Below are 21,462 nucleotides of genomic sequence, written 5' to 3' on the forward strand. Positions count from 1 at the left end.
TCATCCGCGACTGCGACCTGATCCAGCAAGAGCCTCGTGAGTGGTTGCCGGTGTTGGACCGCCGACAACCACTCACGGGGATTTCAAGCTCGCACGTCAGCCGGTTGACACTGTGACGCCGAGACCACTCTCCACTTGGGATACTCGATGTCCGAGGCACGTGTCGGACGAAGGCGTGGCCCCTATCAACATTCCTCGGATGGTGGCGCCGTTGTTCGCCGCCTGGGTGTAGAAGGGCGCTCCTGAGTCGCCGGGCTGGCAGATCACGTTACCCGGTCGGCTGGCGACGAAGAGGCCGTTGGTGCATATCCCGTCACCGCACGCCGTTCCGCCATTGAGCGAGGTGACTGTGAGGCTGCACCGAGCGCCGGTGACAGACCCGCTGACACAGACCGAGCTGTTCAGTACTGGATTGGCCTTGCCGGTGACGTTGCGTTGAACTGGCGCGCCGGGGTCTGTGTGGATGAAATGGTCGTAGGTCTGGAACAGCGTGTACAGCCGGACCATGTCCTGGGACGAGTTCCGAAGCCGGCCTTCGGTGAAGCCGTATGGGTTGGCGCCAGAAACGTAGGACACGAAGTTGTCCGCGCAGTGCCCGGCGGTCACGGAACCGGGGCGGCCGTCGGAGAACACGACTGTGAAGCCGGCAGTGCACAACAGACCGGTGCCGGGCAGTTGCGGCGTGATCTGGGCACCGCCGTAGTGTGGCGCGGCGTCATTGAAGCGACCGCCCGCGAGGATGTTCTGCCCAGCCGACGTGGGCCGGTTGCCGAACTCCACTGTGACCAGCGAACCCAGCGCTTCCTTCAGTGCGGTACCCACTTCCCGTTCGTGCCCGGCGAAGCTGACCCGATAAGTCGAGTTGTGAGCGTCCAGGTAGTAGGTGTACGTGGCAGCCGCTGCCTTCGGATGCCAGGCCTGACTCGCGAGTACGGACCGCGCCCGCAACAGCTCCCGCGCCGGGAAACAGCCGGCGCGCACGCTGACCGCGAGTTTTGTGTTCGTCAGCCGGTTTTGCAGCGCGATGCGGTCCACCAGCGTGGGGTCGACGACCACGACGTACTGCCGCGTGGTGTTCTCGATAGTGGAACCTATCAATCCGCGGGCAAGTTGGTGCTCTGCACTGACGGACTCCGGATCTCCGAACGTGGCCGACACAGTTCGGTTGATCGCGGCGACTTCCTGTTGAGCGGCATCGTTGGCCACCCACGCTTCGTGACTCGGGTACCCCTCAGGTGTTTCGGTGCTGACGGCACGCAGGTGCGCGTCATCCTGAACTACACACGATCCGTTCGCTCGCACCGAAGAGGCGGCGATCGGATCGGCATTGACGGTGCTCCCACCAAAGACGAGGCATGGTGCCGCAGCGACTGCGCAGGCGAACAAGCCCACAGCGGTCCTGATACTGGCCATATCTTCTGTTCCCCTCCATGTTGCTGGTCCGCGGCATGTTGATCAGCCGCGTGGCAGCGCGGGAGGCAGGTGTGGTGTCGTGCGATGTGATCCCCCGCGCCGCCGGTGTCGGGCAGCGCTGTGAGGATGGTCTGGGCTCGTTGGGTGGCCGTATAGCCGCCGTATATCGGGCGTGTTCGGCAACGGCTACTCGACCTGGAGCGCGGTGAGTTTGGCGCGTACCTGATCGGCGTCGGGATGCTGGAGATCGTCGAAAAGGCTTACGGCATGCTGCCAGTTGAGACGGGCGGCCATGGCATTGCCCATCGCATGCTGGGTGTCGGCGAGGCGCGCGAGCGTGCCCGCTTCGTAGTAGCGGTTGCGCATGCCTTGATAGCGGGTGATGGCCTGCTCATAGCAGGAGATGGCTTGCGAGTGATTTCCGAGATGGTGGTGGGCGAACCCCAGACTGTCCCACGTGTGTGCCTCGCCGAGGCTGTCGCCGAGTTCTCGATGCAGGTCGAGAGCCTGCTGGCAGCAGGCCAGGGCACGCTGGTGGTCGCCGAGCTGGGCGTGATCCCAGCCGACCATGTTCAGCGCTCTGGCCTGTCCCGCGATGTGACCCGCGCGCTGGTAAAGGTCAAGGGCGCGCTGGGAATGGCCGAGCGCGTCGTCGAGGTGTCCCTGGTGTTCCAGCACCCAGGACAGCGCATGGTGGGTGTGGGCCTGGCCGACCGGGTCGTCGAGGTGCTGGTAGATGTCCAGAGCGTGCGCCAGGTGGAGGAGTGCGTCGTCATAGGCGGTGAGTAGCGCGCAGGCGCGGGCACGGCTGAGATAGGCGCGGCCTTGTCCGTCCTGGTCGCCCTGCCGTATCGCGGCCTCCAACGCCACGCCCGAAGCGGCGTCCCATTCGTGCCAATGTCCGCAACGTTCGAAGAACGTCCCCAGCAGCCACGCCAGCTGCCACGCATGCCGGTCGAACCCGAGGTTTACGGCATGTGTGATGACCGCGAGCAGCACAGGGTATTCCGCCGTGCACCATGCCCAGGCCGCAGCCGGCCCGGTGAGGTGTTCCGGCAGCGCCCCTGGCTGTGGTGTGTCCAGCACGATCCGGTCTCGGTGCGGATCCAGCAACCGGTCGGCAGCGTTGGCCGTATGCACGTAGTAGTCCAGCATCCGATGCCGGACCGCGTGCCGCTCCTCTTCGGTCACCGAGACAGCGGCCTCATCGGCGGCGTAGACGCGGAGCAGGTCGTGGAACGCGAACCGGTCCGGCGCGGACCGGTCGAGCAGGTGCGCGCGGGTCAGTTCGGCCAGCGCCGCTCGTGCCTGCGCCAGGGAGACACCGGCCAGGCTGGCCGCGACGGCTGACCCGATGTCCGGGCCGGGATGCAAGCCCAGTAACGGGAACAGCCGTGCTGAGTGCGTGTCGAGGTGGTGGCTGGACCAGGAGAGGACGGCCCGCAGATTGGCCGTGGAGTCGCCGACGTCCAGCGCGTCGAGCCTGGTCTGCTCGTCGCTGAGTTCGTCGGCCAGCAGCCGGAGCGGAAACGCGGGCTGGGCGGCGGCGCGAGCGGCCACGATCGCCAGGGCCAGCGGCAACCGGCCGCAGTGGGCGATCAGTTCCAGCACCGTCTCCCGTTCGGCCGCGATCCGCTCGTGGCCAAGATGGTTGGCCAGCAGGGCTTCGGCGTCCGCGGTACTGAGCACGTCCAGGGTGAGCGGGCGCGCGCCTTCCTGGACCGCGAGGCTGGCCATCCGGTTGCGGCTGGTGATCAGGACCAGGCAGGTGGAGCTACCGGGGAGCAGCGGTCGTACCTGCTCGACGTCACGTGCGTTGTCCAGCAGCACCAGCATCCGCCGGTCGGCCATCAGGCTGCGGTACAACGCTGTCTGCGCGTCGAGCGTGAGCGGTATACGTTCCGGCGGCATCTGGAAGGCATCGAGGAAGCCACGCACCACTTCGGCCGGCTGGGTCGGTGTGCCGCCGGGGTCGAAACCGCGCAGGTTCGCGTACAGCTGGCCGTCGGGAAATCGATCGGTGACCTGGTGGGCCCAGTGCACGGCCAGTGTGGTCTTGCCAATGCCCGCTGTGCCGCCGATCGCCGAGATCACCACAGTCCCGACGGCCGTTGCCCCGTCTCCGGCGGTGGCGGCGTCGAGCAGTTTGGTGAGCTGGTTGAGTTCTTCGGACCGCCCCACGAAGTGCGGGGTGTGGGCGGGCAACTGCCGGGGCACCGGGTCGCCGGTGGTCCCGCCCCGTTCGGGCGGTGCCTCGTTAGGTGCCGCTTTCGCAGGCACCGCAGGGAGTTCCAGGCACTTGTCGGCGGACAGAATCGCCTGTTCCAGACGCCTGAGGTAGGGACCTGGGTCGATGCCCAGCTCCTTTGCGAGCAGCAGGCGGGTGTCGCGGGCGACCGCGAGCGCCTCGGCCTGCCGTCCGGCCCGATACAGGGCGAGCATCAGCTGCACGCGGAGCTGTTCGCGCAGCGGATACCGGGTCACCAGGACGGACAGCTCGGCGATCAGCTCGTTGTGCCGGCCGATGGCCAGGTCCGCCTCGATCCGTGACTCGAGCACGGCCCGATGGCGCTCCTGCAGCCGGGATGCCTCCTCACGCAGCAGGTCGACGTGGTCCAGGCCGGCGAACGGCGTGCCTCGCCACAACGCCAGCCCTTCGCGCAGCAGCCGGGCGGCCTCGGCCGGTTCGCCGTCGATCAGGGCGTTCTGCCCGGCGTCGGCCAGCGCCTCGAACCGCGCGGCGTCCAGTTCCCCTTGCCGCACAGTCAGGGCGTAGCCCGGTGGACGGCGGACGATCCGCTGGCTGTCGCCCAGCGCACGTCGTAGCTGATGCACGTACAGCCGCAGGTTGTCGACCGCGGTACGAGGTGGGCTGGCACCCCACAAGGCGTCCAGGAGCTGATCCACTGACACCGGTGTGTCAGCGTGGCACAGCAACACCGACAGCAGGATCCGTTGTTTGGAGGCCCGCAGTTCGATCTGCCGCGAACCATCGGCGACCTCGATCGCGCCCAACACGCTGAACTCCATGCCGCCCCCTTGCGTACTGGACAAAACCCGCCCGCGCACACGCGACGACCGCAACTCGAAACTACCGCTGCCAGCAGCCCGAATACCGCCGCTATACGGCGGACATACGGCTGCCCAACGGCCGTATCCCACTGTTACGGCACAGGCCCGTTCCGGGCCTGGACGACTGTAGGGGAGACAATCGTGATCTTGGGAAGGATGGTTCTGGCGATGGCCGGTGCCTTCGCCGTGGCCTGGCCGGTCCTGCTGGCCACCCCGGCCATGGCGGCCCCCGCCCAGACCAGAGCACCGCCGGACCGGCTACCCTGCGATCTTCCTCGGCAGATCGGCATAGATGACGTCCGGTCCCACGAGGGCACCGGCAGTGGCCTCACCACTTTCGTGTTGCCATGAACTTCATCGAGACCATCACCCTGACCGACGCACGCCAGTACATCCTCGCCGCCATCCATCACGCTGGCCGGCGCGTGCGCATACTCGGCACCACCGCGCACCCCGCACACGCCTGGGTGACACAGGCCGTCCGCAACCTCCTTATGGATCTCGAAGACGCCGCAACCCAGACGCAGGTCAGATTCCTCATCCGCGACCACGGCGGCAAATACCCCGCGCTGATCTACAAGATCCCCAGCAGCGCCGGGATCGCGACGGTACTGGCCGGTGTCCGGATACCCCGCATGAACGCGATCACGGTACCTGGGTGAAAACGCTCCGCACTGAACTGCTGGACCGCACGCTGATCTGGCACCAGACCCACCTCCGGCACGCACTTCGCGAGCACGAGCGGCACTACAACCTGCACCGAACTCGCCGATCACTCGCCGCCGCATCACCCCTGCGAGCCCTGCCTGAGGCAATTGAACCCGACCAGATGGAGCACCTCGCGATACATCGCCAGGACCGTCTCGGCGGCGTTATTCGCGAGTACCGACATGCTGCATGATCAGCGCGGACGTGGTTTTCGGCACGCACAACGCGCCGCGATACCGGGACACCACCCCCTAAACCTGTCCGGAACTGTCCGAGTTCTCCGAGACAGGGACGGTCAGGAACTCGACTGAGCAGCCAGTGCGAGGACGGTCCGCGCCTGTTCGAGCATTGCCACGTCCAGGAACGTGCCGTCCGCGAGGGCGATCGCGCCGACGCCGGCCGTCATCGCGTTGTCCAGGCGTGCCACCACTTCCCGTGCGCGTTCGACCTCTTGGGCCGTCGGCAGGAACGCGGCTCGGATCGTCTCCAGCTGCGCTGGGTGGATCGCGGTGCGGCCGCGGAAACCGAGCGCGCGTCCGGCCCGGCAGGACGCCGCGAGGCCGGCCAGGTCCTGCACGTTGGGGTAGGCGGACATCGCGGGCGGTGGCAGGCGTGCCGCGCGGGCCGCGACGACGATCCGGCTGCGTGCCCAGCTCAGCCCGGCGTCGTCGGCCACTCCCAGGTCCGAGCGCAAGTCCGCCTCGCCGAGGGCCAGCGACGCGACGCCTGGCGCGGCCGTGGCGATCTCCAGCGCCCGCTCGACACCTATCGCTGACTCGATCAGCGGGTGCAATGCCCGCCCAGGCAACGCGGTCGCGAGCGCACGGATCTCCTCGGGCGACTCGACTTTGGGAATCCTGGCTCCCACCGGGAGGGGCAGGCCTGCGAGCGCGGCGATGTCGTCCTCGTGCCACGGCGTGCTCGGGTGGTTGACCCGCACCTGGATCCGGCGCGACGCCGACGCCTGCGCGAGCACGCGCACGGCGTTAGCACGCGCTTCGTCCTTGTGGAACGGGGCAACAGCGTCCTCCAGATCCACGAGCACGACATCCGCTGTCGACGCAAGCGCTTTCGCGATCCGGTCCGGCCGATCGGCGGGCACATACAACAGAGTCAGCGCAGGCGGTTCGGTCATATCGCCCCCTCGGCCCGGAGTCGCGCCACGCGCTCCGGGCCGAACCCGAGCTCGCCGAGGACCGCGTCGGTGTCGGCGCCGTGCGGCCGTCCGGTGAACGCGATCACGCCTGCATCGTCCGACAGCCGGAAGAACGGGCTCTGCACGAGTGTCGGCCCGAGTTCCGGGTCCTCGACGGGGTGGATCGTGCCGAGCGCCTGGAACTGCGGGTCGGCGACGATGTCCGAGGCGTCGTAGATCGGCGCGACGGCCGCCTGTGCCTCCTCGAACGCGGCGACCACCTCGTCGCGGGTGCGCTGGGCGATCCACCCGCCCACGGCGTCGTCAAGTTCGTCCGCGTGCTGGGCCCGGGCGGCTCCGCTCGCGAACCAGGGCTGGCCGGCCAAGTCCGGTCTGCCGACCAGCCGGACGACCCGCTCGGCCACCGACTGGGCCGAAGTGGACACTGCCACCCAATGGCCGTCCCGGGTGCGGTAGGTGTTGCGCGGTGCGTTGTTGGCCGACCGGTTGCCGGTGCGCGGCTGCACCGTGCCCAGCTGATCCCATCGGGTGATCTGCGGGCCGAGCATCGCGAGGATGGGCTCGACGATCGCGGTGTCGACCACCTGGCCGCGCCCGGACCGCTCGCGCGCGGCGAGCGCGACCATGATCGCGTAGGCGGTGGCCAGCGACGCGATGCCGTCCGCCAGCCCGAACGGGGGAAGGGTGGGCGGTCCGTCCGGCTCCCCCGTCATCGCCGCGAACCCGCTCATCGCCTCGGCGAGGGTGCCGAAACCGGGCCGGGACCGGTACGGCCCGACCTGCCCGAATCCCGTGACACGGGCGAGCACGAGCCGCGGGTTGCGCGCCGACAGCTCGTCGTAGCCCAGTCCCCACCGCTCAAGGGTGCCGGGCCGGAAGTTCTCGATGACGACATCCGCCTGCGAGGCGAGCGCGAGGAACACCTCGCGACCGCCAGGCTGACCGAGATTCGCCGTGATGGTGCGCTTGTTCCGGCCAAGCGTCTTCCACCACAGGTTGACACCGTCCTTGGCGGCGCCGTGGGTGCGGGACGGGTCGGGCTTCTGGGGGTGCTCGACCTTGACGACGTCAGCGCCCATGTCGCCGAGGTGCATCGCTGCCATCGGACCGGCGAAGAGCGTGGCCGCGTCGACAACCCGGAGACCCGCCAGGGCACCGTCCGCGGGATTACGGGACACCGTCACCGCGGCACCTCCCAGCAGCACCGGAAGCCGACGGACGCACTGCGCGCCAAGCCCAGACCTGGCAGGAGCAGCTTGACCGCGTAGCCGGGGTCCTGTCGTCCGCCCTCGACGTACCAGTCCGAGCCCTCGGCCCGGAAATCACTACCGCCCTTCAGCATCACGAAACGCGTCCGTCCGTCACTGTGCTCGCTCTCCGTCCAGTTCCACACCGCGGGCTCGCCGCGGCGCAGCCGCCCAATCTCGGCCGCGAGTTGCCATTCGTCCTCGGTGGGCAACCGGCCGCCCCGCCATGCGCAGTACGCGCGGGCGTCGTCAAGGTCCACAAAGGTCACCGGTTCGTGGCCGGTCCGCTGGTCCCAGTGCATGAGAAAGCGATGCGCCTGCGCAGGCCGGTACCCCGTTGCGTCGAGGAAAGCCGCGAACTCGGCGTTGGTGACCTCGCTGGCGCCGACCGCCACGGCGGTGGCGAGTTCGCCTGCCCGCTGCAGCGTGCGCGCGTCATGCAACCTCGGCGGGAGAGGCTTCCACTCGTCGACGTAGGGCGCTCCCTGGTACATCCCGGTTTCCCTTGCCCTGTAGCGCATCGTGAGCACGTAAGGTCCTGAAGGGACGATCACGGTGTCTTGATGGGGTTCGCCTACAGTGGGTTCCGGCTTTCGCCGAGTCGCGAGCCGGTGTGGGAAGCGGGCGTCCGGGTCGTGCGGCAGGTCGGGAAGGCCCCGCAGCCAGTCCGGTTCGGGGGTGCCCGGCGAGATCCGCAGCAACGCGGCGATCCCGCGCGCCGGTACTCCCCCGCCGAGGAGGTTGACGACCGTTCCCGTGGTCGGCGGTACCAACGGACCGTTGTAGTCCTCCGCACCGCGATTGACGACCGTCCACAGTGTCAAGCCGGCCAACTCCCACCGCGAGGCGTAGACCCCGGCGGACTCAGCCTCAGGGGCCAGTTCGGCCAACGGCGTCCACTCGCCGCGCAGCAGCAGGTCAACGGCAGCGCGTTGAACGGTCACCATGCGGCGAACGGTCGCGGCGTCTCTCGGCGACCAACCGACCCAGACGCCGAAGACGACTTCCCAGACCATGACCCCCACGCCGTTCAGCCAGGCGGAGTGCAGTTCCTCGGAGTGGTCCCGGTGCCAGCGGCGGACGTGGTGCTGCATGTGCCGCCGCTCGTACCAGTGGGCGCGCAGAACCCCCGGCACCGGCGAGTCGGCGAAGAACTGGGCCCACGAGCAAGAGTGGTCCTCGACGCGCTCGACCGGCAACTTGGACTCGCCTTCGAGCACGATCCCGGGCCGGGCCGCCTCCAGCCGTTCGACGAACTCGGGCTCGGCCTTCTTGAGGGTATCGAGGAAAACGCCGTCCGCACCGAGATCCGCCACGAGCGACGCCAGCTCGGTGAGGTCGTCACCGCCGCGCCGCGTACCGACGTCCCACGGGTTGTAGTCGACGAACACACGGACGCCCGCGTCGTGCAGGTCGTCGACGAGGTCCCTCAGGCCCGGGACATCCCGGTAGAAGTCCCACTGGTTGCGGTCGTCGAGCCCGATGACGGGGTAGGCGTGCCACAGCACGACCGCGTCGAGACCTCCGAAGCGCTCGTGTGCGTCGGCGAGGAAACGCTTGGGGGTGAACTGGTGTTGCTCGAACGAGTAGAGCAGCTCGTCCCACAGCCATACCTGGGCGACGATGTGGCAGCGCGACGCCCAGGCCGCACCCGGACGGTCGTAGGCCGACCCGGTGTACCCGTGGCGGGATTTCGCGTCCGCACGCCACTGCCGCAGCCGGTCGCGCCACGCGGGCCGGTCGGCCGGATCCGGCGGTCCGGCGAAGATCTTGGCCTCGTCCAGCGCGACCAGCTGCTCGGCGGTCAGCGGCCCGCTCAGCGGCACCCCGGTGGGCCGGTCGATCGGACGCGGAACCAGCGGGTCGAACGTGTAGGTCACCGTGCATCCCCTCCCGAATCGAGCGCGGCAAGCGCCGCGACTTCCGCGGCGGTGGGGACGGCGGACTGAGCACCGGGCCGGGTGACCGCCAATGCACCGGCCGCGCAGGCGAGCCTCGCCGCCTCGGCGAGTTCGAGCCCGCGCGCCAGTGCTGCGGCGAGCACGCCGCAGAACGTGTCACCCGCACCCGTGGTGTCGACGGCATCGACGGAGAAACCCGGGATTCGCAACGGATCGCGCCCCTTCTCGGCAACAACGCAACCCCCACGACCAAGCGTGATGACGACGGCGGAGACACGCTCCAGCAGCATCGCCGCCAGCTCCGCTGCGGAGCCCGCGGCCTGCGTCAGTTCGACTGCCTCGTGCTCGTTGACGATGAGCAGGTCGATCGCGTCCCAGACATCGTCTGGCAGAGCCTGCGCCGGTGCGGCGTTGAGTGCCATGAGGACACCCGGCCCCCGTGCGGCCGAGGCCCCGCGGACCACGTCGAGCGGGATCTCCAACTGGGCGAGCACGACGTCCGCGGCCGCGATCCGCGCAGTCCGCGCGGTGTCGAGTTCCAGACGGGCGTTGGCACCGGGAGCGACGACGATGGTGTTCTCCCCATCCGGGGAGACTGTGATCAACGCCGTGCCTGTCGGGGCGTCGGCTCTGCCTGTGAGGTCCGTGCGGACGCCCGCGCGTTCCAGCGAGGTGAGGAGGAGATCGGCGGAGTCGTCCGCACCGAGCGCGCCCACGAAAGTCGTCTCCGCGCCGCCTGCGAGCGCGGCGGCCACGGCCTGGTTGGCGCCCTTGCCGCCGGGGTTGCGGCGCAGGTCGCCGCCGAGAATCGTCTCCCCGCCGCGCGGCGGCCGGGGAACGTCGACTACGAGGTCGACGTTCGCCGAGCCGACGACCACGACCCGGCCGCGCGTGGTCACGAGTCACCCCGTTTCGACGCGAGCGCGGCGGTGCGCGCCGCGAGATCAACTATGCGCTGCTCCCCGCCGGGCAGCGATGTCGTTATCCGGCCGTCGAGCGGTTCGGTCCACTGTGCACCGATTCCGTCGGCTCCGCGCAGCGCACCCACGACGCCTCCGACCGTGGCCGCCGCCGAATCGGTGTCCCATCCGGCCGTCACCGCAATGGACACACTCGGTCCGAATTCCCCACCGCCCTTCGCGAGCGCGTACGCGATGATCGAAGCGTTGTTGAGCACGTGCACCCAGTGCAGGTCGCCGTATTCCGCGTGGAGGCGATCAAGACCGTCGCGCACACCGCCTTCGGTGGCCTTCCGTCCGAAGTGGACGGCTTGCGCCAGCCGACTGCCGGGCGGCAGGACCGCCTCGGCCGCGTCGAGGACCTCTTCGACCGTGTCGCAGACCATCGCGGCCGAAGCAAGCGCCGCGGCCCACATCGCGCCGTACACGCCGTTGCGCGTGTGGCTGAGCCGGGCATCGGTCCAGGCAAGGCGCGCTGCGGCGCGCACGTCACCCGGCGAGACCCATCCGAACACGTCGGCGCGGATCAACGCGCCTATCCACTCGCGGAACGGGTTGTGGTGCTTCGCGGTCTCGGGTATGGGACGAGCGTCGAGCACATTGCGGTACGCGGTGCGTTCCGCGGTGAAGACCCGGCCCGCAGGCAGGTTGTCCAACCACAACTGGGCGACGTCCTCGGTGGTGAAGTCACGGCCGCGCGTCTCGAGCAGCGTGAGCGCGAGCATCGGGTAGTTGAGGTCGTCGTCCTCCGGCATCCCGTCGATGTTCTCCTCCAGCGAGGTCCCGGCGGACCGCCGGTTCCACGGCCAGCGCGCGGCCACCTCGCCGGGAAGGCCGGCCGCGGTGAAGTACCGGTCGAGCGGCCAGCGTCCCGTCGCGTGCAGGATCTCCTCGATGCCCGCACGCGGAATCTTCTCGACCGGCTTGCCGAGCAGGCACCCGGCCGCGCGGCCGATCCACGCTCCGAGCGTGCGGTCATCGCCGGGTGAGGGCAGGTCCGGAGCCTGCGGCAGCAGGGCGAGGATGGCTTCCCAGTCGTCGGGCTCCTCGGCGGCGTGCGGTACGGGAAGCGCGTCGAGTTCATCGAGCAGTTCCCGCGCGAGCGCCCGCAGCGCGGGCGTCGCAGGTGCCGGCCCTGCACCGCTCACCGCGGGTGTCGGGTCGCCGCCAGCCGCCACCCAGCGAGCCCGCACGATGGCGATGTCCTTGCCCTCCGCGGCGGACTGGACGAACTCGTGCGCGAGCAGGTCCTCGGGCTGTGCCCACGTGAGCCTCATGCCCCCACCACCGCGTCGTCGAGCGAGTCGAGGGTGTGCAGCCGCGCGAGCGCCCGTTCGCGGTCGGCCCGCAGGATGTCCGCAGCCGCCGAGGCCATGAGGAGCCCGGTCTCGCGGATGTCCATCCGGCTCGCCTCGCTGATGGCGTCGAGCCACTCGGCGGGCACGACAGCGGACCCGCCGAGGCCAGCGCAGACCGCTCCCGCCATGGCCGCGACCGAGTCCGCGTCCCGGCCGTAGTTGACCGCGGCGAGGACCGCACCGCGGTAGTCGCCCCGGTGGCCCAGCACGAGCCCGAGCGCGGCGGGCAGTTCCTCGATCGACTTCGTCCGCGACGGCCGCCGGGAGTCGAGCGACATCTGCCGGTAGTGCGGCCCGACCGAGTCGAACGGGGCCACTGTGTCCCGGACGAGACGGGCCAGAGCCCGCTCCTCCTCGTCCGTTCGCGGCGGCGTGGTCCAGCCGTCGAAGGCGTCGACCACGGCACGGATCGCCGCCGCAGTCCCGTCGTGCGCCACGTCGAGAGCGGCCGTGACCACGTCGTCGAGCCCAGCGCCGGGCGCGACCGCAGCGGCGACCATCGCCGCGAGGACGCCGGCCGCCTCCCGCCCGTAGCTGGACTGGTGGGCGCCGGTGAGGTCGATAGCCTCGGCGTAGGCACCGCGCGGGTCGCCGGCGTTGACGATCCCGACCGGTGCGACGTACATCGCCGCTCCGCAGTTGACGACGTTGCCGACACCGGCCTCGCGTGGATCGACGTGTCCATAGTGGAGCCGGGCGACGATCCACTTCTCCGCGAGGAACACGCGCTGGAGCAACAGCGCGGTCGACTCCAGTTCGGGGACCCACCGGGGCTCGCCGATCATGAGCGGCACCAGGTCCTCGGCCATGGCGTACGCGTCGAGGTGCGCGCGGCGTTTCGCGTACACCTCGACCAGCGCACGTGTCATGAGCGTGTCGTCGGTGACGTGCCCGTCGCCCTTGTGATACGGCGCGATGGGCCGGGCGTCCCGCCAGTTCGGGTACCACGGCCCGACGATGCCGGTCACCCGGCCGCCATGCCGCTCCTCGATCTGCTCGGGTGTCCATCCCTCGGTGGCGCCGCCGAGCGCGTCCCCCACGGCCGCTCCGGTGATCACAGCCACCGCTCGGTCTTCCAGCCAGGTCACCGGCTCCGCTCCCCTTCCAGTTCCGTGCGGTCCACAGTGGATCGTCACTACTACCTCGAGATGGTCTGCCAGCCGTCCTGCAGCGCACGGGCGAGACCGTCGGCGTCGAGTTCCCTGCCGAGGAACCGCTGGAACGCCGGGGTCGCGACGGTGTCCTTCCACTGCGCGTACTTGTCGACGAACAGGTACGGCGCGGAGGTCAGGTGCTTGCCGGAGGACAGGATGGCGTTCCAGCCGTTCTTCGACCCCAGCTTGGCGGTCAGCGCCTCGCGCGCGGAGGTGGTCGGCGGGATCAGCGCGTCGGCCTCGTTGAGTGCGGCCAGGTTCTCCGTGCTGGTGAAGAAGTCGATGAACTCGGCGGCTTCCTTGACGTGCGCGGAGTCCTTGTTCACCGACAGCGTCTGCGGGTTGGCGGCCTGCGCGGGGCCTGCCGGGCCGGCGAGCGGGGGCAGCACGACCCAGTCGAAGCCCGCGGGCGCGTCCTTGGCGATGTTGGCGGCCTGGAACGAACCCTGGACGGTCATCGCCACCTGGCCCGCGTAGAAGGACGCGAGCACCTTGCTGCCGGACTGGGTCAGGGTGACCGGGAGGACCGACTTGTCCTGCTGGGCCATCGCGTCGACCAGCTTGGGCAGCGCCAGCTCACCGGTGCCGACCACGGCCTTCGCGTCCCGGCCGGTGCCCTCGAAGTACTTCCCGCCGAAGCCCGGCGCGAGCGCCACGAACGCCGCCGTCGGGCTCGACAGCCCCCAGCCGAGACCGTAGGCGCCGTCCCTTGTGGTCACCTTGGCGATCTCGCGCAGCTGGTCCCAGGTCATCGTCTCGCCCGACGGAATCGTCACACCCGCCTTCTGCAGCAGCGCCCGGTTGGCGAAGACCACATAGGACTGCAGCTCGGTCGGGTAGGCGATCACCTGGCCGCCGACGGTCACCGAGTCCATGACGCCCTTCGGGATGTCCGCGCGCTTCTGCTCGGACACGTACGGGGTCAGGTCGGCCAGGTACCCGTCGGCCGCGAACGGCACGACCCCGGCTGCTTCGTAGTGGATGATGTCGGGCGCGCTGTTGGCGTTGAACTGGGTGATCAGCTTGTCGTAGACGCCGTCCCAGCCCGCCTGCACGACCTTGACCTGCACGTCGGGGTGGGACTTGTTCCAGTCGTCGACGATCTTGGTCGTCGCCGCGATGGCCGCAGGCTGGTCGGACAAGGACTGGAACGTGAGGGTCACCGGACCGCCGGCGGAGTCACCGCTGTCCCCGCCGCAGGCGGTGAGCAGCAGGCTCGAGACGGCCAGGAGCGCGGCGGTCACCACGCGTCGAGACTTCATTGGTCGACCTTTCGTGTTGGAGGGCACGGTTTCAGCCCTTCACCGCGCCGGCCATCAGCCCGCTGGTGAGCCTGCGCCGCAGGAGGGTGAAGAAGACGATGCTGGGGACGGCGGCGAGCACGGCGCCCGCGGCCAGCGGCCCGAGCGCGACCTTGCCCTCACCGCCGATGAACATCTTGAGTGTGATGGGCAGGGTGTAGTTCTCCGGCGACTGCAGCAGCACGAGCGCGAAGAAGAACTCGTTCCACGACGACACGAAGCTGAACATCGCCGTCGCGGCGATCCCGGGCGCCAGCAACGGGAACACGATCGTGCGCAGCACCGTGACCCGGCTCGCGCCGTCCACTGCCCCGGCTTCCTCGAGTTCGACGGGGATCGCGGAGACGTAGCCCTGCAGCATCCACAGGGCGAACGGCAGCATGTAGGTCACGTGCACGAGCGTGAGCCCGGCCAGGCTGTCGGCCAGCCCGATCGTGCGCAGGATGAGGAACAGCGGCAGGATGACCAGCACGACCGGGAAGACCTGGCTCACCAGGATCCAGCCGACCCCGGCCGCGCGCACCTTGCCCCGCAGCCGGGCGAGCACGTAGGACGCGGGCAGGGCGATCACGACCACCACGGCCGTGGCCACCAGCGCCACGACGAGGCTGTTCCATGCGGAGTGGACGAGCCCCTGCCGGGACAGCGCCTCGACGTAGTTCTCCCAGTGCCACTGCTGCGGCAGCAGGCTGACGGTCAGGGAGTTGAGCTCCCGTGAGGACTTCACCGAGGCGGAGATCAGCCACAGCAACGGGAACCCGAGGAACAGGATGTACAGCAGCAGGGCCGCGTACTGGGCAGGACGCGCGAGGGCACGCATGGTCGTCAGCCCCTCCGCTCGGTGCGGTCGTCGCGGAACTGCGACCGCAGGTAGATGGCCAGGAGGAGCACGATCACGATCACCAGCACGACGCCCATGGCGGCCGCGTAGCCGATGTTGCGGTTCTTGAACGCCTCGAGGTAGGTGAAGAGGATCGGGACCATGGTCCGGCCGCCCGGACCGCCTTCGGTCAGCACGTAGACCAGGGAGAACGAGTTGAAGTTCCAGATGAAGTTCAGCGACGTGATCGACGTGACGATCGGCCGCAGGCTGGGCCAGGTCACCGCGGTGAACCGGCGCCACGCGCCCGCGCCGTCCATCGACGCCGCCTCATGCAGCTCGGCCGGGATCTGCTGCAACCCGGCGAGCAGCGTGACGGTCGTCTGTGGCATCCCGACCCAGACCCCGACGAGGATCACGGCGGGCAGCGCGGTGGCGAAGTCGCCGAGCCAGTTGGTGTCATCCGGCAGGCCCAGGCTGCCGAGGAACGCGTTGAGCGGCCCGCCGTTGGCGGAGTAGATCATCTGCCACATGATCGCCACGACCACCGGCGGCATCGCCCACGGCACGAGGGCGAGCACCCGCGTCAGCCCCTGGAGCCGCAGGCCCGAGTTGAGCAGCAGCGCGAGCCCCATCGAGGCGGCGAGTTGCAGCACCGTCACGCCGACCGTCCAGATCAGACCGATCCGCAGCGAGTCCCAGAAGAACGAGTTGCCCGCCAGCCGCCCGAAGTTGTCGAGGCCGACGAACTCGTAGTCCGGGTTGCGCACCAGCCGGGCGTCGGTGAACGCCAGAGCCAGCGCGACCACCAGCGGTGCGACGCTGAGCACCAGGATGGGGATCAGCGACGGCATCACCAGCGCGATCGCCTCGCGCCGCCGGGCGCGCACCAGCGTCCCGCGCCGCCGCTGTGGCGCCGCCTTGGTCTTCTCGGCCAGCGTTGGCGTCGTCATCGTGCGCCCCCGTCCGTGGATTTCCGCACGATCAGAGCCGGGCCGACGGCGACTTGCTGCGCCTGTTGCCCCGGGTCCTCGGTGAGGCGGAGCATCAGCTGTGCGGCGGCGCGCCCGCGCTCGGTGGAGCCGAGCGACACGCTGGTCAGGCTCGGGTGGAACACCCGTCCGATCTCGATGTCGTCCATGCCGGTCACGGCGACGTCCTGCGGCACCGACAGTCCCAGCTCCCGTGCGGCGTGAATTACCCCGATGGCAAGGAGGTCGTTGGCCGCCACGACGGCGTCGAGCTGTCCGGCGCCATCCGGGGCACGGGCGAAGAGCCTGCGCGCGGCCTCGAGGCCGGCCGCCACCGTGAAGTCGCCGGCGATCTCCACCTCGATCCGCTCGGCGGCGAAGCCCTCGGCCCGCACCGCCGCGTCGAACCCGCGCTGACGGGCCTCACCGGGAGTGGTGTCCAGCGGACCGTTGAGGAAGCCGACGCGGCGCCGGCCGATCGCGTGCAGGTGGCGCACCGCTGCTCCGATGCCGCCCGCGGAATCCGTGGAGACCGAGCTGATGCCGTGGTCGCCCAGTGCCCGGCCGATCACGACCACGGGCACCGCCGCCTGCTGGATCTCCTGGATGAGCCGGTCGTCGGTTCGCAACGGGCTGATGACCATGCCGTCGACGAAGCCGCTGTTCAGACTCCGCACCAAGTCGGCCGTCGAGCCGGTGGTGTCGCCAGTGGTCATCACCACGACGCGGTAGCCGTGCGGGGCGAGCACGCCATGGATTGCCCGCATCATCTCGACGTACACGGGGTTGCCGATGTCGGCGACCGCGAACGCGATCTGGAAGGTCTTCTTCATCCGCAGCGAGCGACCGACCGCATCCGGGCTGTAGCCCAGCTCGGCAGCGGCCGCGCGCACACGCTCGACCATGGCCTTGCTTGCCCCGGTGCCGTGCAGAGCCCGCGAGGTCGACGCCAGCGATACCCCGGCTCGCTCGGCGACCTGCTGGAGCGTGGCTCGTGTTGACGTCATCGTCGCTCCGCGTGTCGTTGGAAACGATTCCAAGACCAGTCCGTTCGGCTGGAATCGTTTCCAAAAGTGTGTGGCGGATCTTGGCACCGGCAAGCGGGAGATGTCAACACCAACGAACCGTGCCATCGAGTACCTGAGCGGCGGGGAGGCGACCTGGGACTGGCGCGCATCGATGGAACTGGCCAACAGTGAGCTGGTCGATTCCAAGGGCAAGGCATCTCGGCAGACCTGATTCGGGTGTGGGTGCCGAAAGGTACATCCGTGGAGGTGAACAGGCATCGAAGCGTCGCCGACGCTGTCCGGCATGATCACGGCTCGTGCTGGTCCGCTTCGCCTATCTCGCTGTCACACACACGTTCGCCGCGCTGCGGCTGTTGCCGAAGACCGACCGCGAGAAGGACATCAAGATCCTGACCCTGTGGGTGCCGACAACTACATCCATGGGACCTGACCTGCAGATCTCCGAAGGCCCAGAGATAGCGCCACTGGGCGGGCACACCAAGATGCTGCGTCGTGCTGCTGCGACTCCCCTACCTTGCACCCACTCGCGTATTCGCGTTCCTCCGGTTACCGCCGACGAACAGCACCGACAGGGACATCGAGATCCTGGCCCTGCGCCACCAGCACACAGTCCTGCAGCGTCAAATCGGCAGCCACGTCTCACCCCGCCCAACCGCGCGTTCCTCGCCGCTCTCCTTCACCGCATCCCCAGACCAACACTGCGCAAGCTCCACCTGATCGTCTCCCCCGACACGATCTTGCGCTGGCACCTAATCTGCTCCGCGGCCGTCACACGCGAGCATCCCGCTCGACGCGACCAGGCCGACCACGCACCATCCGCAGCATCCAGGCCCTCGTCCTGCGACTCGCCCGCGAAAACCCGAACTGGGGCTACCGACGCATCCACGGCGAACTCGCCACCCTCGCCATCAAAATCGCTCCCTCCACCGTCTGGGAAATCCTGAAGAACAACGGCGCCGAACCGGCGCCTCGCCGCGATCACCTAACCTGGGCCGCCTTCCTACGCAACCAAGCACACGCCATCCTCGCCGCCGACTTCTTCGAAACCCGAACCCTCACGAACCCGACAGCCATCCTCGCCGTCATGGAGCGCCACCCGCTGCATCCCCATCCTCGGCGCGACCGCGCACCCCACCGCGGCCTGGACCACTCAACTGGCCAGAAATCTCACGATGGATCTCCAAGACGCCGACGCCACCACAGTGAAGTACCTGATCCGGGATCACGACAACAAATACACCACCACCTCCGACACCGTGCTCGCTGACAGCGGGATCACGGTCATCACAACCGGTATCCGCGTACCCCGCATGAACGCGATCATGGAACGCTGGATCCGCACCTGCCGAACCGAACTCCTCGACCGCACCCTCATCCTCCACCAAGCACATCTGCTACATGCACTCCGCGAGTACGAACGCTTCTACAACCAGCATCGACCTCACCACGCGCTACATGCCGCAGCACCACAACGCGCAAAACCGCAACCCATCCCAGACCCAGCTGTACTCAAGCACCTCGACATCCAACGACAAAGATCGACTCGGCGGCATCCTCCACGAGTACCACCACGCCGCTTGACCTGCGTGGACGCTATTGTCGGCACCTACAGGTACAGGGATTGTTTGCTTTCGGTACTTGCCCTCTTCTGCCTTGCGGGCGGCATCTGTCGGGTTGACAACCTGGACGCCGGGGCCACCGCCGTTCGCTCCGCCATTGCCCTTGCCCGGCTTGGGCGGCAGTTTGATCTTCGACAACAGCCAATACAAGCACAGCAGCAAGAACTGGAAGTTGATAGCCCAAACCAGCATCGGGCTGAAGGTCGGCCATCCACCTCCACCAGAAGGCCCTGACCCTGAGATGAAGGGGATGAACTGCGACGAATGAGGCTTGTTCTTAGGTTTGGGGAAGTAACCGGAGAGACCGGAGGTGAAGTCGACCGACAACACGTCATCACTATCGTTGGGCGGCATTCTCGACGAGTATCACCGCGCCGCTTGACCAACGCGGACGACATTTTCGGCGAGCGCATGGTCTTCGACTTCAGCGCCGATCAAGTGCTTCCGCGCGGCAACGGCTTCTCGGACGGGTGCGCGACCTGTTTCCCGACGGCGTGGACGGAATCATCGACGCGGCGGAGATGGACAACGCGATGGCACCCGGCGGTGCACGGCGGCGGGGCACCGTCGCGACCTTCCGAGGGTTAGCCTGCAGTACCGACCGCGACGTGTGCTGGCACCTCGGACTGGAGAACACCGACAGCGGCCGTCTGGTCGCACAAGCCTGAGCCAGTTCGATGCGGTCCGTCATTCGGCTTGGGTGTTGAGCACTACGTCGTGCGGCCATTCGTCGTGCAGGACGCGATTGAGTTGTGGGTCGCTCGATCTGTCGCAGTACGGAGTCTCGTCTGGATCGCGGACGATTGCCTCCACGGGACTGCCAAGCATTCCCCATGGAGGGATACTGTTCGCCAAGAAGCCGGTGATCTTGAGGTCTTTGTATTCGGGTGACCACCACGCCGCGAAGACTGATTGCAACTTGCTTGGATCTATGGCCAGCCACACGCCGTACGTGATGGCGTGTCCCTGTTCCAGCTTGATCGGCAGCAATGCTCGGACGAATGCGCCTGCGCCTGGCACCTGCATCATCACGGATTCGTGGGGGGTTGAATGACTCAGCCACGTGCCGGGTGCATTTTCCTGGCCTGAGACAGCCAGTACCGGCTCAGGCAGAAGGAATCGCACGTGACGATCGTGCGCGTCCATTTCGTTTCCGCATGTGGGGCATTCAGGACTCAGCAGGGTCGCGAACCGCTGCGAGTCGGCCCATTCCCATACAACCCTGCCAGCGTTCTCTTCGTCTTGAACAACGTTAACGAGGTCGACTGGGTCGACGTCGGGTGGGATGTCCACGGCGACATGTCGAGATCCACTCCATTCTCTGAGCACGCCCAAGGTGCTGATCGCTTCGTTTATACGGGATGAACTCTTCTCAACGACACCGCCGCTGATGGTCATCGGGATGAACGCACGCAGCGCCCGATGCCCGGAGAGTTTTTTCAACGCGATAATCGTTGCCCCATCAGGTGTCGTGTCGACGATATCCCCCAACGCCATTCCGTACGCCCGGAACGGGATGCAGCAAACCTGATAGGTAGCGTTCTCCAATTTCTTCAGCCACAGCTGCTCCGCCAGGCCGGGAAACCCAAACTGCTCAAGGCTAACATGGGCGATGTGATCACTTTTTGCTCGCCAAGCCGGATCGTTGTGCCGTACCAGTTCCATTGCTCACTCCTTGCGCTCGGACGTATTTTACCAAGCTACCGAGTGAACCATTCCGGCCACCATGGCGGCGGCCATTCTTTGTAGTTGCAGCTCGGCGGCGCGTTCAGCGGCGCGATCCGATCCTTTTTCGAGCTGTTACAAAATGTACATGCAGGCGTCGTGTTACCCGCCGTCAGATCGCCGCCGTGACTCTTTGAACTAACATGGTCTACGGCTTGCGCCGGATTCGATCGACAGTACGAACAAAGCGGCGTAATAGACCCAGATGCAGCGTTTACACCAATATTGAAGGCACCAAGCAACTTCGCGGGGATTGACTTTCCAGCTCCAACGCCACCGAAGGAACCAGGGGGAATATTGTAGACTGGTTCACCGTTCGGGCCTTGTTCCGCAATTTTAGGCCGGTTGATGAAGGTCTCTCTGCCGCGGAACTTGAGCGGACCCGGCAGCAGCGGATCATCGCCGAACGCGAAGCCGCGACCGCCGCGGCCCAGCGGGCCATCGCCGAACGCGAGCGCGCCACCGCCGCCGCAGCCCGCGGACGGGCCGAGCAGCAAGCCGCGGTCGCGCGCGCGATGCGCGGCGAAGCCGAAACCCAGGCAGGCATCGCGGCCGCGGCCCGCGGACGCGCCGAAGCCGCGGACGGCGCCGCCGCCCAGGCCGAAACCAACGCCCGCACCGAGGAACGCAACGCCAACACCAGCCGTGACAAGGCCTACCAAGCCGAACGAGACCAACGCGCGGCCGAGGCACGAGCCCACGCGATGGACGCCATGGCCGCCGCCGCCCGCGGCGGCCCGCACGCCGAAACCGCCCAGAACGAGGCCAACAAAGCACGCGGTGAGGCGCTGACCGCGGCTGGTGCCGCCGGCGCGGCCCGCAACGCCGCCAACATCGCCACCGGCGCCGCGGCCGGCGCCCGCGGTGCGGCCACCGAAGCCACCCGTGCCGCGGCACGGGCTCGGGCCGCGGCCCAGGCCGCGCAAGCAGCAGCCGCTCGGGCGAACGCGGCAGCCAACAGGGCCGAAGCCGAAGCGGCAGCCACGCACGCGGCTGCACTTCGGGCCGACTCGGCCGCGTCGGACGCGAC

At 68.2% G+C, this 21,462-nt stretch carries 20 protein-coding genes and 2 pseudogenes; 7 read left to right on the forward strand and 15 right to left on the reverse strand.

Features of this window, described 5'->3' with window-relative positions:
- Nucleotides 1-96: 96 nt before the first annotated feature.
- Entirely contained in the window at nucleotides 97-1,392 is a 1,296-nt protein-coding gene (locus GC106_RS45400; protein WP_173142405.1) for a S1 family peptidase, read from the reverse strand.
- Nucleotides 1,393-1,599: 207 nt separating this feature from the next.
- The gene (locus GC106_RS45405; protein ID WP_173142406.1) at nucleotides 1,600-4,443 is read right to left on the reverse strand and encodes an AfsR/SARP family transcriptional regulator; all 2,844 of its coding nucleotides are present in this window, start codon (nucleotides 4,441-4,443) and stop codon (nucleotides 1,600-1,602) included.
- A 183-nt stretch (nucleotides 4,444-4,626) separates the two neighbouring features.
- Here GC106_RS45405 and GC106_RS45410 point away from each other — a divergent pair, with 183 nt between their 5' ends.
- Genes GC106_RS45410 through GC106_RS48565 form a run of 3 tightly spaced genes read left to right on the forward strand, consistent with a single transcriptional unit; the run spans nucleotide 4,627 to nucleotide 5,386 of the window.
- Nucleotides 4,627-4,836: a hypothetical protein gene (locus GC106_RS45410; protein ID WP_173142407.1), complete on the forward strand. Its 210-nt coding sequence runs from the start codon at nucleotides 4,627-4,629 to the stop codon at nucleotides 4,834-4,836.
- A complete protein-coding gene (locus GC106_RS48560) occupies nucleotides 4,833-5,147 on the forward strand; it encodes a hypothetical protein (RefSeq protein ID WP_246368300.1) in 315 nt (104 codons plus the stop codon). The genes GC106_RS45410 and GC106_RS48560 overlap by 4 nt, the downstream gene beginning before the upstream one ends.
- Nucleotides 5,144-5,386, forward strand: a complete 243-nt coding sequence (locus GC106_RS48565) for an integrase (protein WP_246368303.1) — start codon at nucleotides 5,144-5,146, stop codon at nucleotides 5,384-5,386. The genes GC106_RS48560 and GC106_RS48565 overlap by 4 nt, the downstream gene beginning before the upstream one ends.
- 102 nt (nucleotides 5,387-5,488) lie before the next feature.
- Here the strand turns inward: GC106_RS48565 and GC106_RS45420 are convergent, their stop codons facing one another.
- From GC106_RS45420 to GC106_RS45465, 10 genes are read right to left on the reverse strand one after another with little or no spacing between them, the layout of a single operon-like run.
- Entirely contained in the window at nucleotides 5,489-6,328 is an 840-nt protein-coding gene (locus tag GC106_RS45420; RefSeq protein WP_173142408.1) for an HpcH/HpaI aldolase/citrate lyase family protein, read from the reverse strand.
- Nucleotides 6,325-7,533: a CaiB/BaiF CoA transferase family protein gene (locus GC106_RS45425; protein ID WP_173142409.1), complete on the reverse strand. Its 1,209-nt coding sequence runs from the start codon at nucleotides 7,531-7,533 to the stop codon at nucleotides 6,325-6,327. The genes GC106_RS45420 and GC106_RS45425 overlap by 4 nt, the downstream gene beginning before the upstream one ends.
- Nucleotides 7,530-9,476 carry an SUMF1/EgtB/PvdO family nonheme iron enzyme gene (locus GC106_RS45430; RefSeq protein WP_173142410.1) on the reverse strand — a complete coding sequence of 649 codons (1,947 nt, stop codon included), beginning with the start codon at nucleotides 9,474-9,476 and terminating at the stop codon, nucleotides 7,530-7,532. The genes GC106_RS45425 and GC106_RS45430 overlap by 4 nt, the downstream gene beginning before the upstream one ends.
- Entirely contained in the window at nucleotides 9,473-10,396 is a 924-nt protein-coding gene (locus GC106_RS45435; RefSeq protein ID WP_173142411.1) for a ribokinase, read from the reverse strand. The genes GC106_RS45430 and GC106_RS45435 overlap by 4 nt, the downstream gene beginning before the upstream one ends.
- On the reverse strand, nucleotides 10,393-11,733 hold the full coding sequence (locus GC106_RS45440; protein WP_173142412.1) for an ADP-ribosylglycohydrolase family protein: 1,341 nt from the start codon (nucleotides 11,731-11,733) through the stop codon (nucleotides 10,393-10,395). The genes GC106_RS45435 and GC106_RS45440 overlap by 4 nt, the downstream gene beginning before the upstream one ends.
- Nucleotides 11,730-12,902, reverse strand: a complete 1,173-nt coding sequence (locus GC106_RS45445; RefSeq protein ID WP_173142413.1) for an ADP-ribosylglycohydrolase family protein — start codon at nucleotides 12,900-12,902, stop codon at nucleotides 11,730-11,732. Before GC106_RS45445 ends, GC106_RS45440 begins: the two co-directional genes overlap by 4 nt.
- 50 nt (nucleotides 12,903-12,952) lie before the next feature.
- Entirely contained in the window at nucleotides 12,953-14,230 is a 1,278-nt protein-coding gene (locus GC106_RS45450; protein ID WP_173142414.1) for an ABC transporter substrate-binding protein, read from the reverse strand.
- 31 nt (nucleotides 14,231-14,261) lie between these two features.
- On the reverse strand, nucleotides 14,262-15,089 hold the full coding sequence (locus GC106_RS45455) for a carbohydrate ABC transporter permease (RefSeq protein ID WP_173142415.1): 828 nt from the start codon (nucleotides 15,087-15,089) through the stop codon (nucleotides 14,262-14,264).
- A 5-nt stretch (nucleotides 15,090-15,094) separates the two neighbouring features.
- Entirely contained in the window at nucleotides 15,095-16,042 is a 948-nt protein-coding gene (locus tag GC106_RS45460; protein ID WP_173142416.1) for a carbohydrate ABC transporter permease, read from the reverse strand.
- Complete coding sequence (locus GC106_RS45465) at nucleotides 16,039-17,067, reverse strand: LacI family DNA-binding transcriptional regulator (RefSeq protein ID WP_173142417.1); 1,029 nt, start codon at nucleotides 17,065-17,067, stop codon at nucleotides 16,039-16,041. Before GC106_RS45465 ends, GC106_RS45460 begins: the two co-directional genes overlap by 4 nt.
- Between GC106_RS45465 and GC106_RS45470 the strand changes: the two genes are divergently transcribed.
- Both GC106_RS45470 and GC106_RS48570 read left to right on the forward strand, forming a co-directional pair.
- The gene (locus GC106_RS45470) at nucleotides 17,048-17,299 is read left to right on the forward strand and encodes a hypothetical protein (protein WP_173142418.1); all 252 of its coding nucleotides are present in this window, start codon (nucleotides 17,048-17,050) and stop codon (nucleotides 17,297-17,299) included. The genes GC106_RS45465 and GC106_RS45470 overlap by 20 nt on opposite strands.
- A gap of 1,111 nt (nucleotides 17,300-18,410) precedes the next feature.
- Nucleotides 18,411-18,497: pseudogene (locus tag GC106_RS48570) on the forward strand (hypothetical protein); the annotation flags it as partial.
- A 42-nt stretch (nucleotides 18,498-18,539) separates the two neighbouring features.
- Here GC106_RS48570 and GC106_RS48575 read toward each other — a convergent pair.
- Nucleotides 18,540-19,061: a hypothetical protein gene (locus tag GC106_RS48575; RefSeq protein ID WP_246368312.1), complete on the reverse strand. Its 522-nt coding sequence runs from the start codon at nucleotides 19,059-19,061 to the stop codon at nucleotides 18,540-18,542.
- A gap of 116 nt (nucleotides 19,062-19,177) precedes the next feature.
- Here GC106_RS48575 and GC106_RS45480 point away from each other — a divergent pair, with 116 nt between their 5' ends.
- Nucleotides 19,178-19,375 (forward strand): hypothetical protein, encoded by a 198-nt coding sequence (locus GC106_RS45480; RefSeq protein ID WP_173142419.1) that lies wholly within the window; start codon nucleotides 19,178-19,180, stop codon nucleotides 19,373-19,375.
- Nucleotides 19,376-19,394: 19 nt separating this feature from the next.
- On the opposite strand, the gene GC106_RS45485 is transcribed toward GC106_RS45480, so the two are convergent.
- Together GC106_RS45485 and GC106_RS49915 are read right to left on the reverse strand one after the other, a co-directional pair.
- Entirely contained in the window at nucleotides 19,395-20,372 is a 978-nt protein-coding gene (locus GC106_RS45485) for a DUF2199 domain-containing protein (protein WP_173142420.1), read from the reverse strand.
- A gap of 35 nt (nucleotides 20,373-20,407) precedes the next feature.
- Nucleotides 20,408-20,674, reverse strand: a complete 267-nt coding sequence (locus tag GC106_RS49915; protein ID WP_173142421.1) for an HNH endonuclease — start codon at nucleotides 20,672-20,674, stop codon at nucleotides 20,408-20,410.
- 81 nt (nucleotides 20,675-20,755) lie between these two features.
- On the opposite strand from GC106_RS49915, the pseudogene GC106_RS45495 reads away from it, so the two are divergent.
- A pseudogene (locus GC106_RS45495) lies at nucleotides 20,756-21,462 on the forward strand (hypothetical protein); the annotation flags it as partial.

The organism is Kibdelosporangium persicum, assembly GCF_013280595.1.
GTDB lineage: Bacteria > Actinomycetota > Actinomycetes > Mycobacteriales > Pseudonocardiaceae > Kibdelosporangium > Kibdelosporangium persicum.

Coding starts and splice junctions, on each gene's coding strand:
- GC106_RS45405 (WP_173142406.1), bottom strand. CDS start 4,443: ATGGAGTTCAGCGTGTTGGGCGCGATCGAGGTCGCCGATGGTTCGCGG.
- GC106_RS48560 (WP_246368300.1), top strand. CDS start 4,833: ATGAACTTCATCGAGACCATCACCCTGACCGACGCACGCCAGTACATC.
- GC106_RS45420 (WP_173142408.1), bottom strand. CDS start 6,328: ATGACCGAACCGCCTGCGCTGACTCTGTTGTATGTGCCCGCCGATCGG.
- GC106_RS45440 (WP_173142412.1), bottom strand. CDS start 11,733: ATGAGGCTCACGTGGGCACAGCCCGAGGACCTGCTCGCGCACGAGTTC.
- GC106_RS45450 (WP_173142414.1), bottom strand. CDS start 14,230: ATGAAGTCTCGACGCGTGGTGACCGCCGCGCTCCTGGCCGTCTCGAGC.
- GC106_RS45455 (WP_173142415.1), bottom strand. CDS start 15,089: ATGCGTGCCCTCGCGCGTCCTGCCCAGTACGCGGCCCTGCTGCTGTAC.
- GC106_RS45460 (WP_173142416.1), bottom strand. CDS start 16,042: ATGACGACGCCAACGCTGGCCGAGAAGACCAAGGCGGCGCCACAGCGG.
- GC106_RS45465 (WP_173142417.1), bottom strand. CDS start 17,067: ATGACGTCAACACGAGCCACGCTCCAGCAGGTCGCCGAGCGAGCCGGG.
- GC106_RS48575 (WP_246368312.1), bottom strand. CDS start 19,061: ATGCCGCCCAACGATAGTGATGACGTGTTGTCGGTCGACTTCACCTCC.
- GC106_RS45485 (WP_173142420.1), bottom strand. CDS start 20,372: ATGGAACTGGTACGGCACAACGATCCGGCTTGGCGAGCAAAAAGTGAT.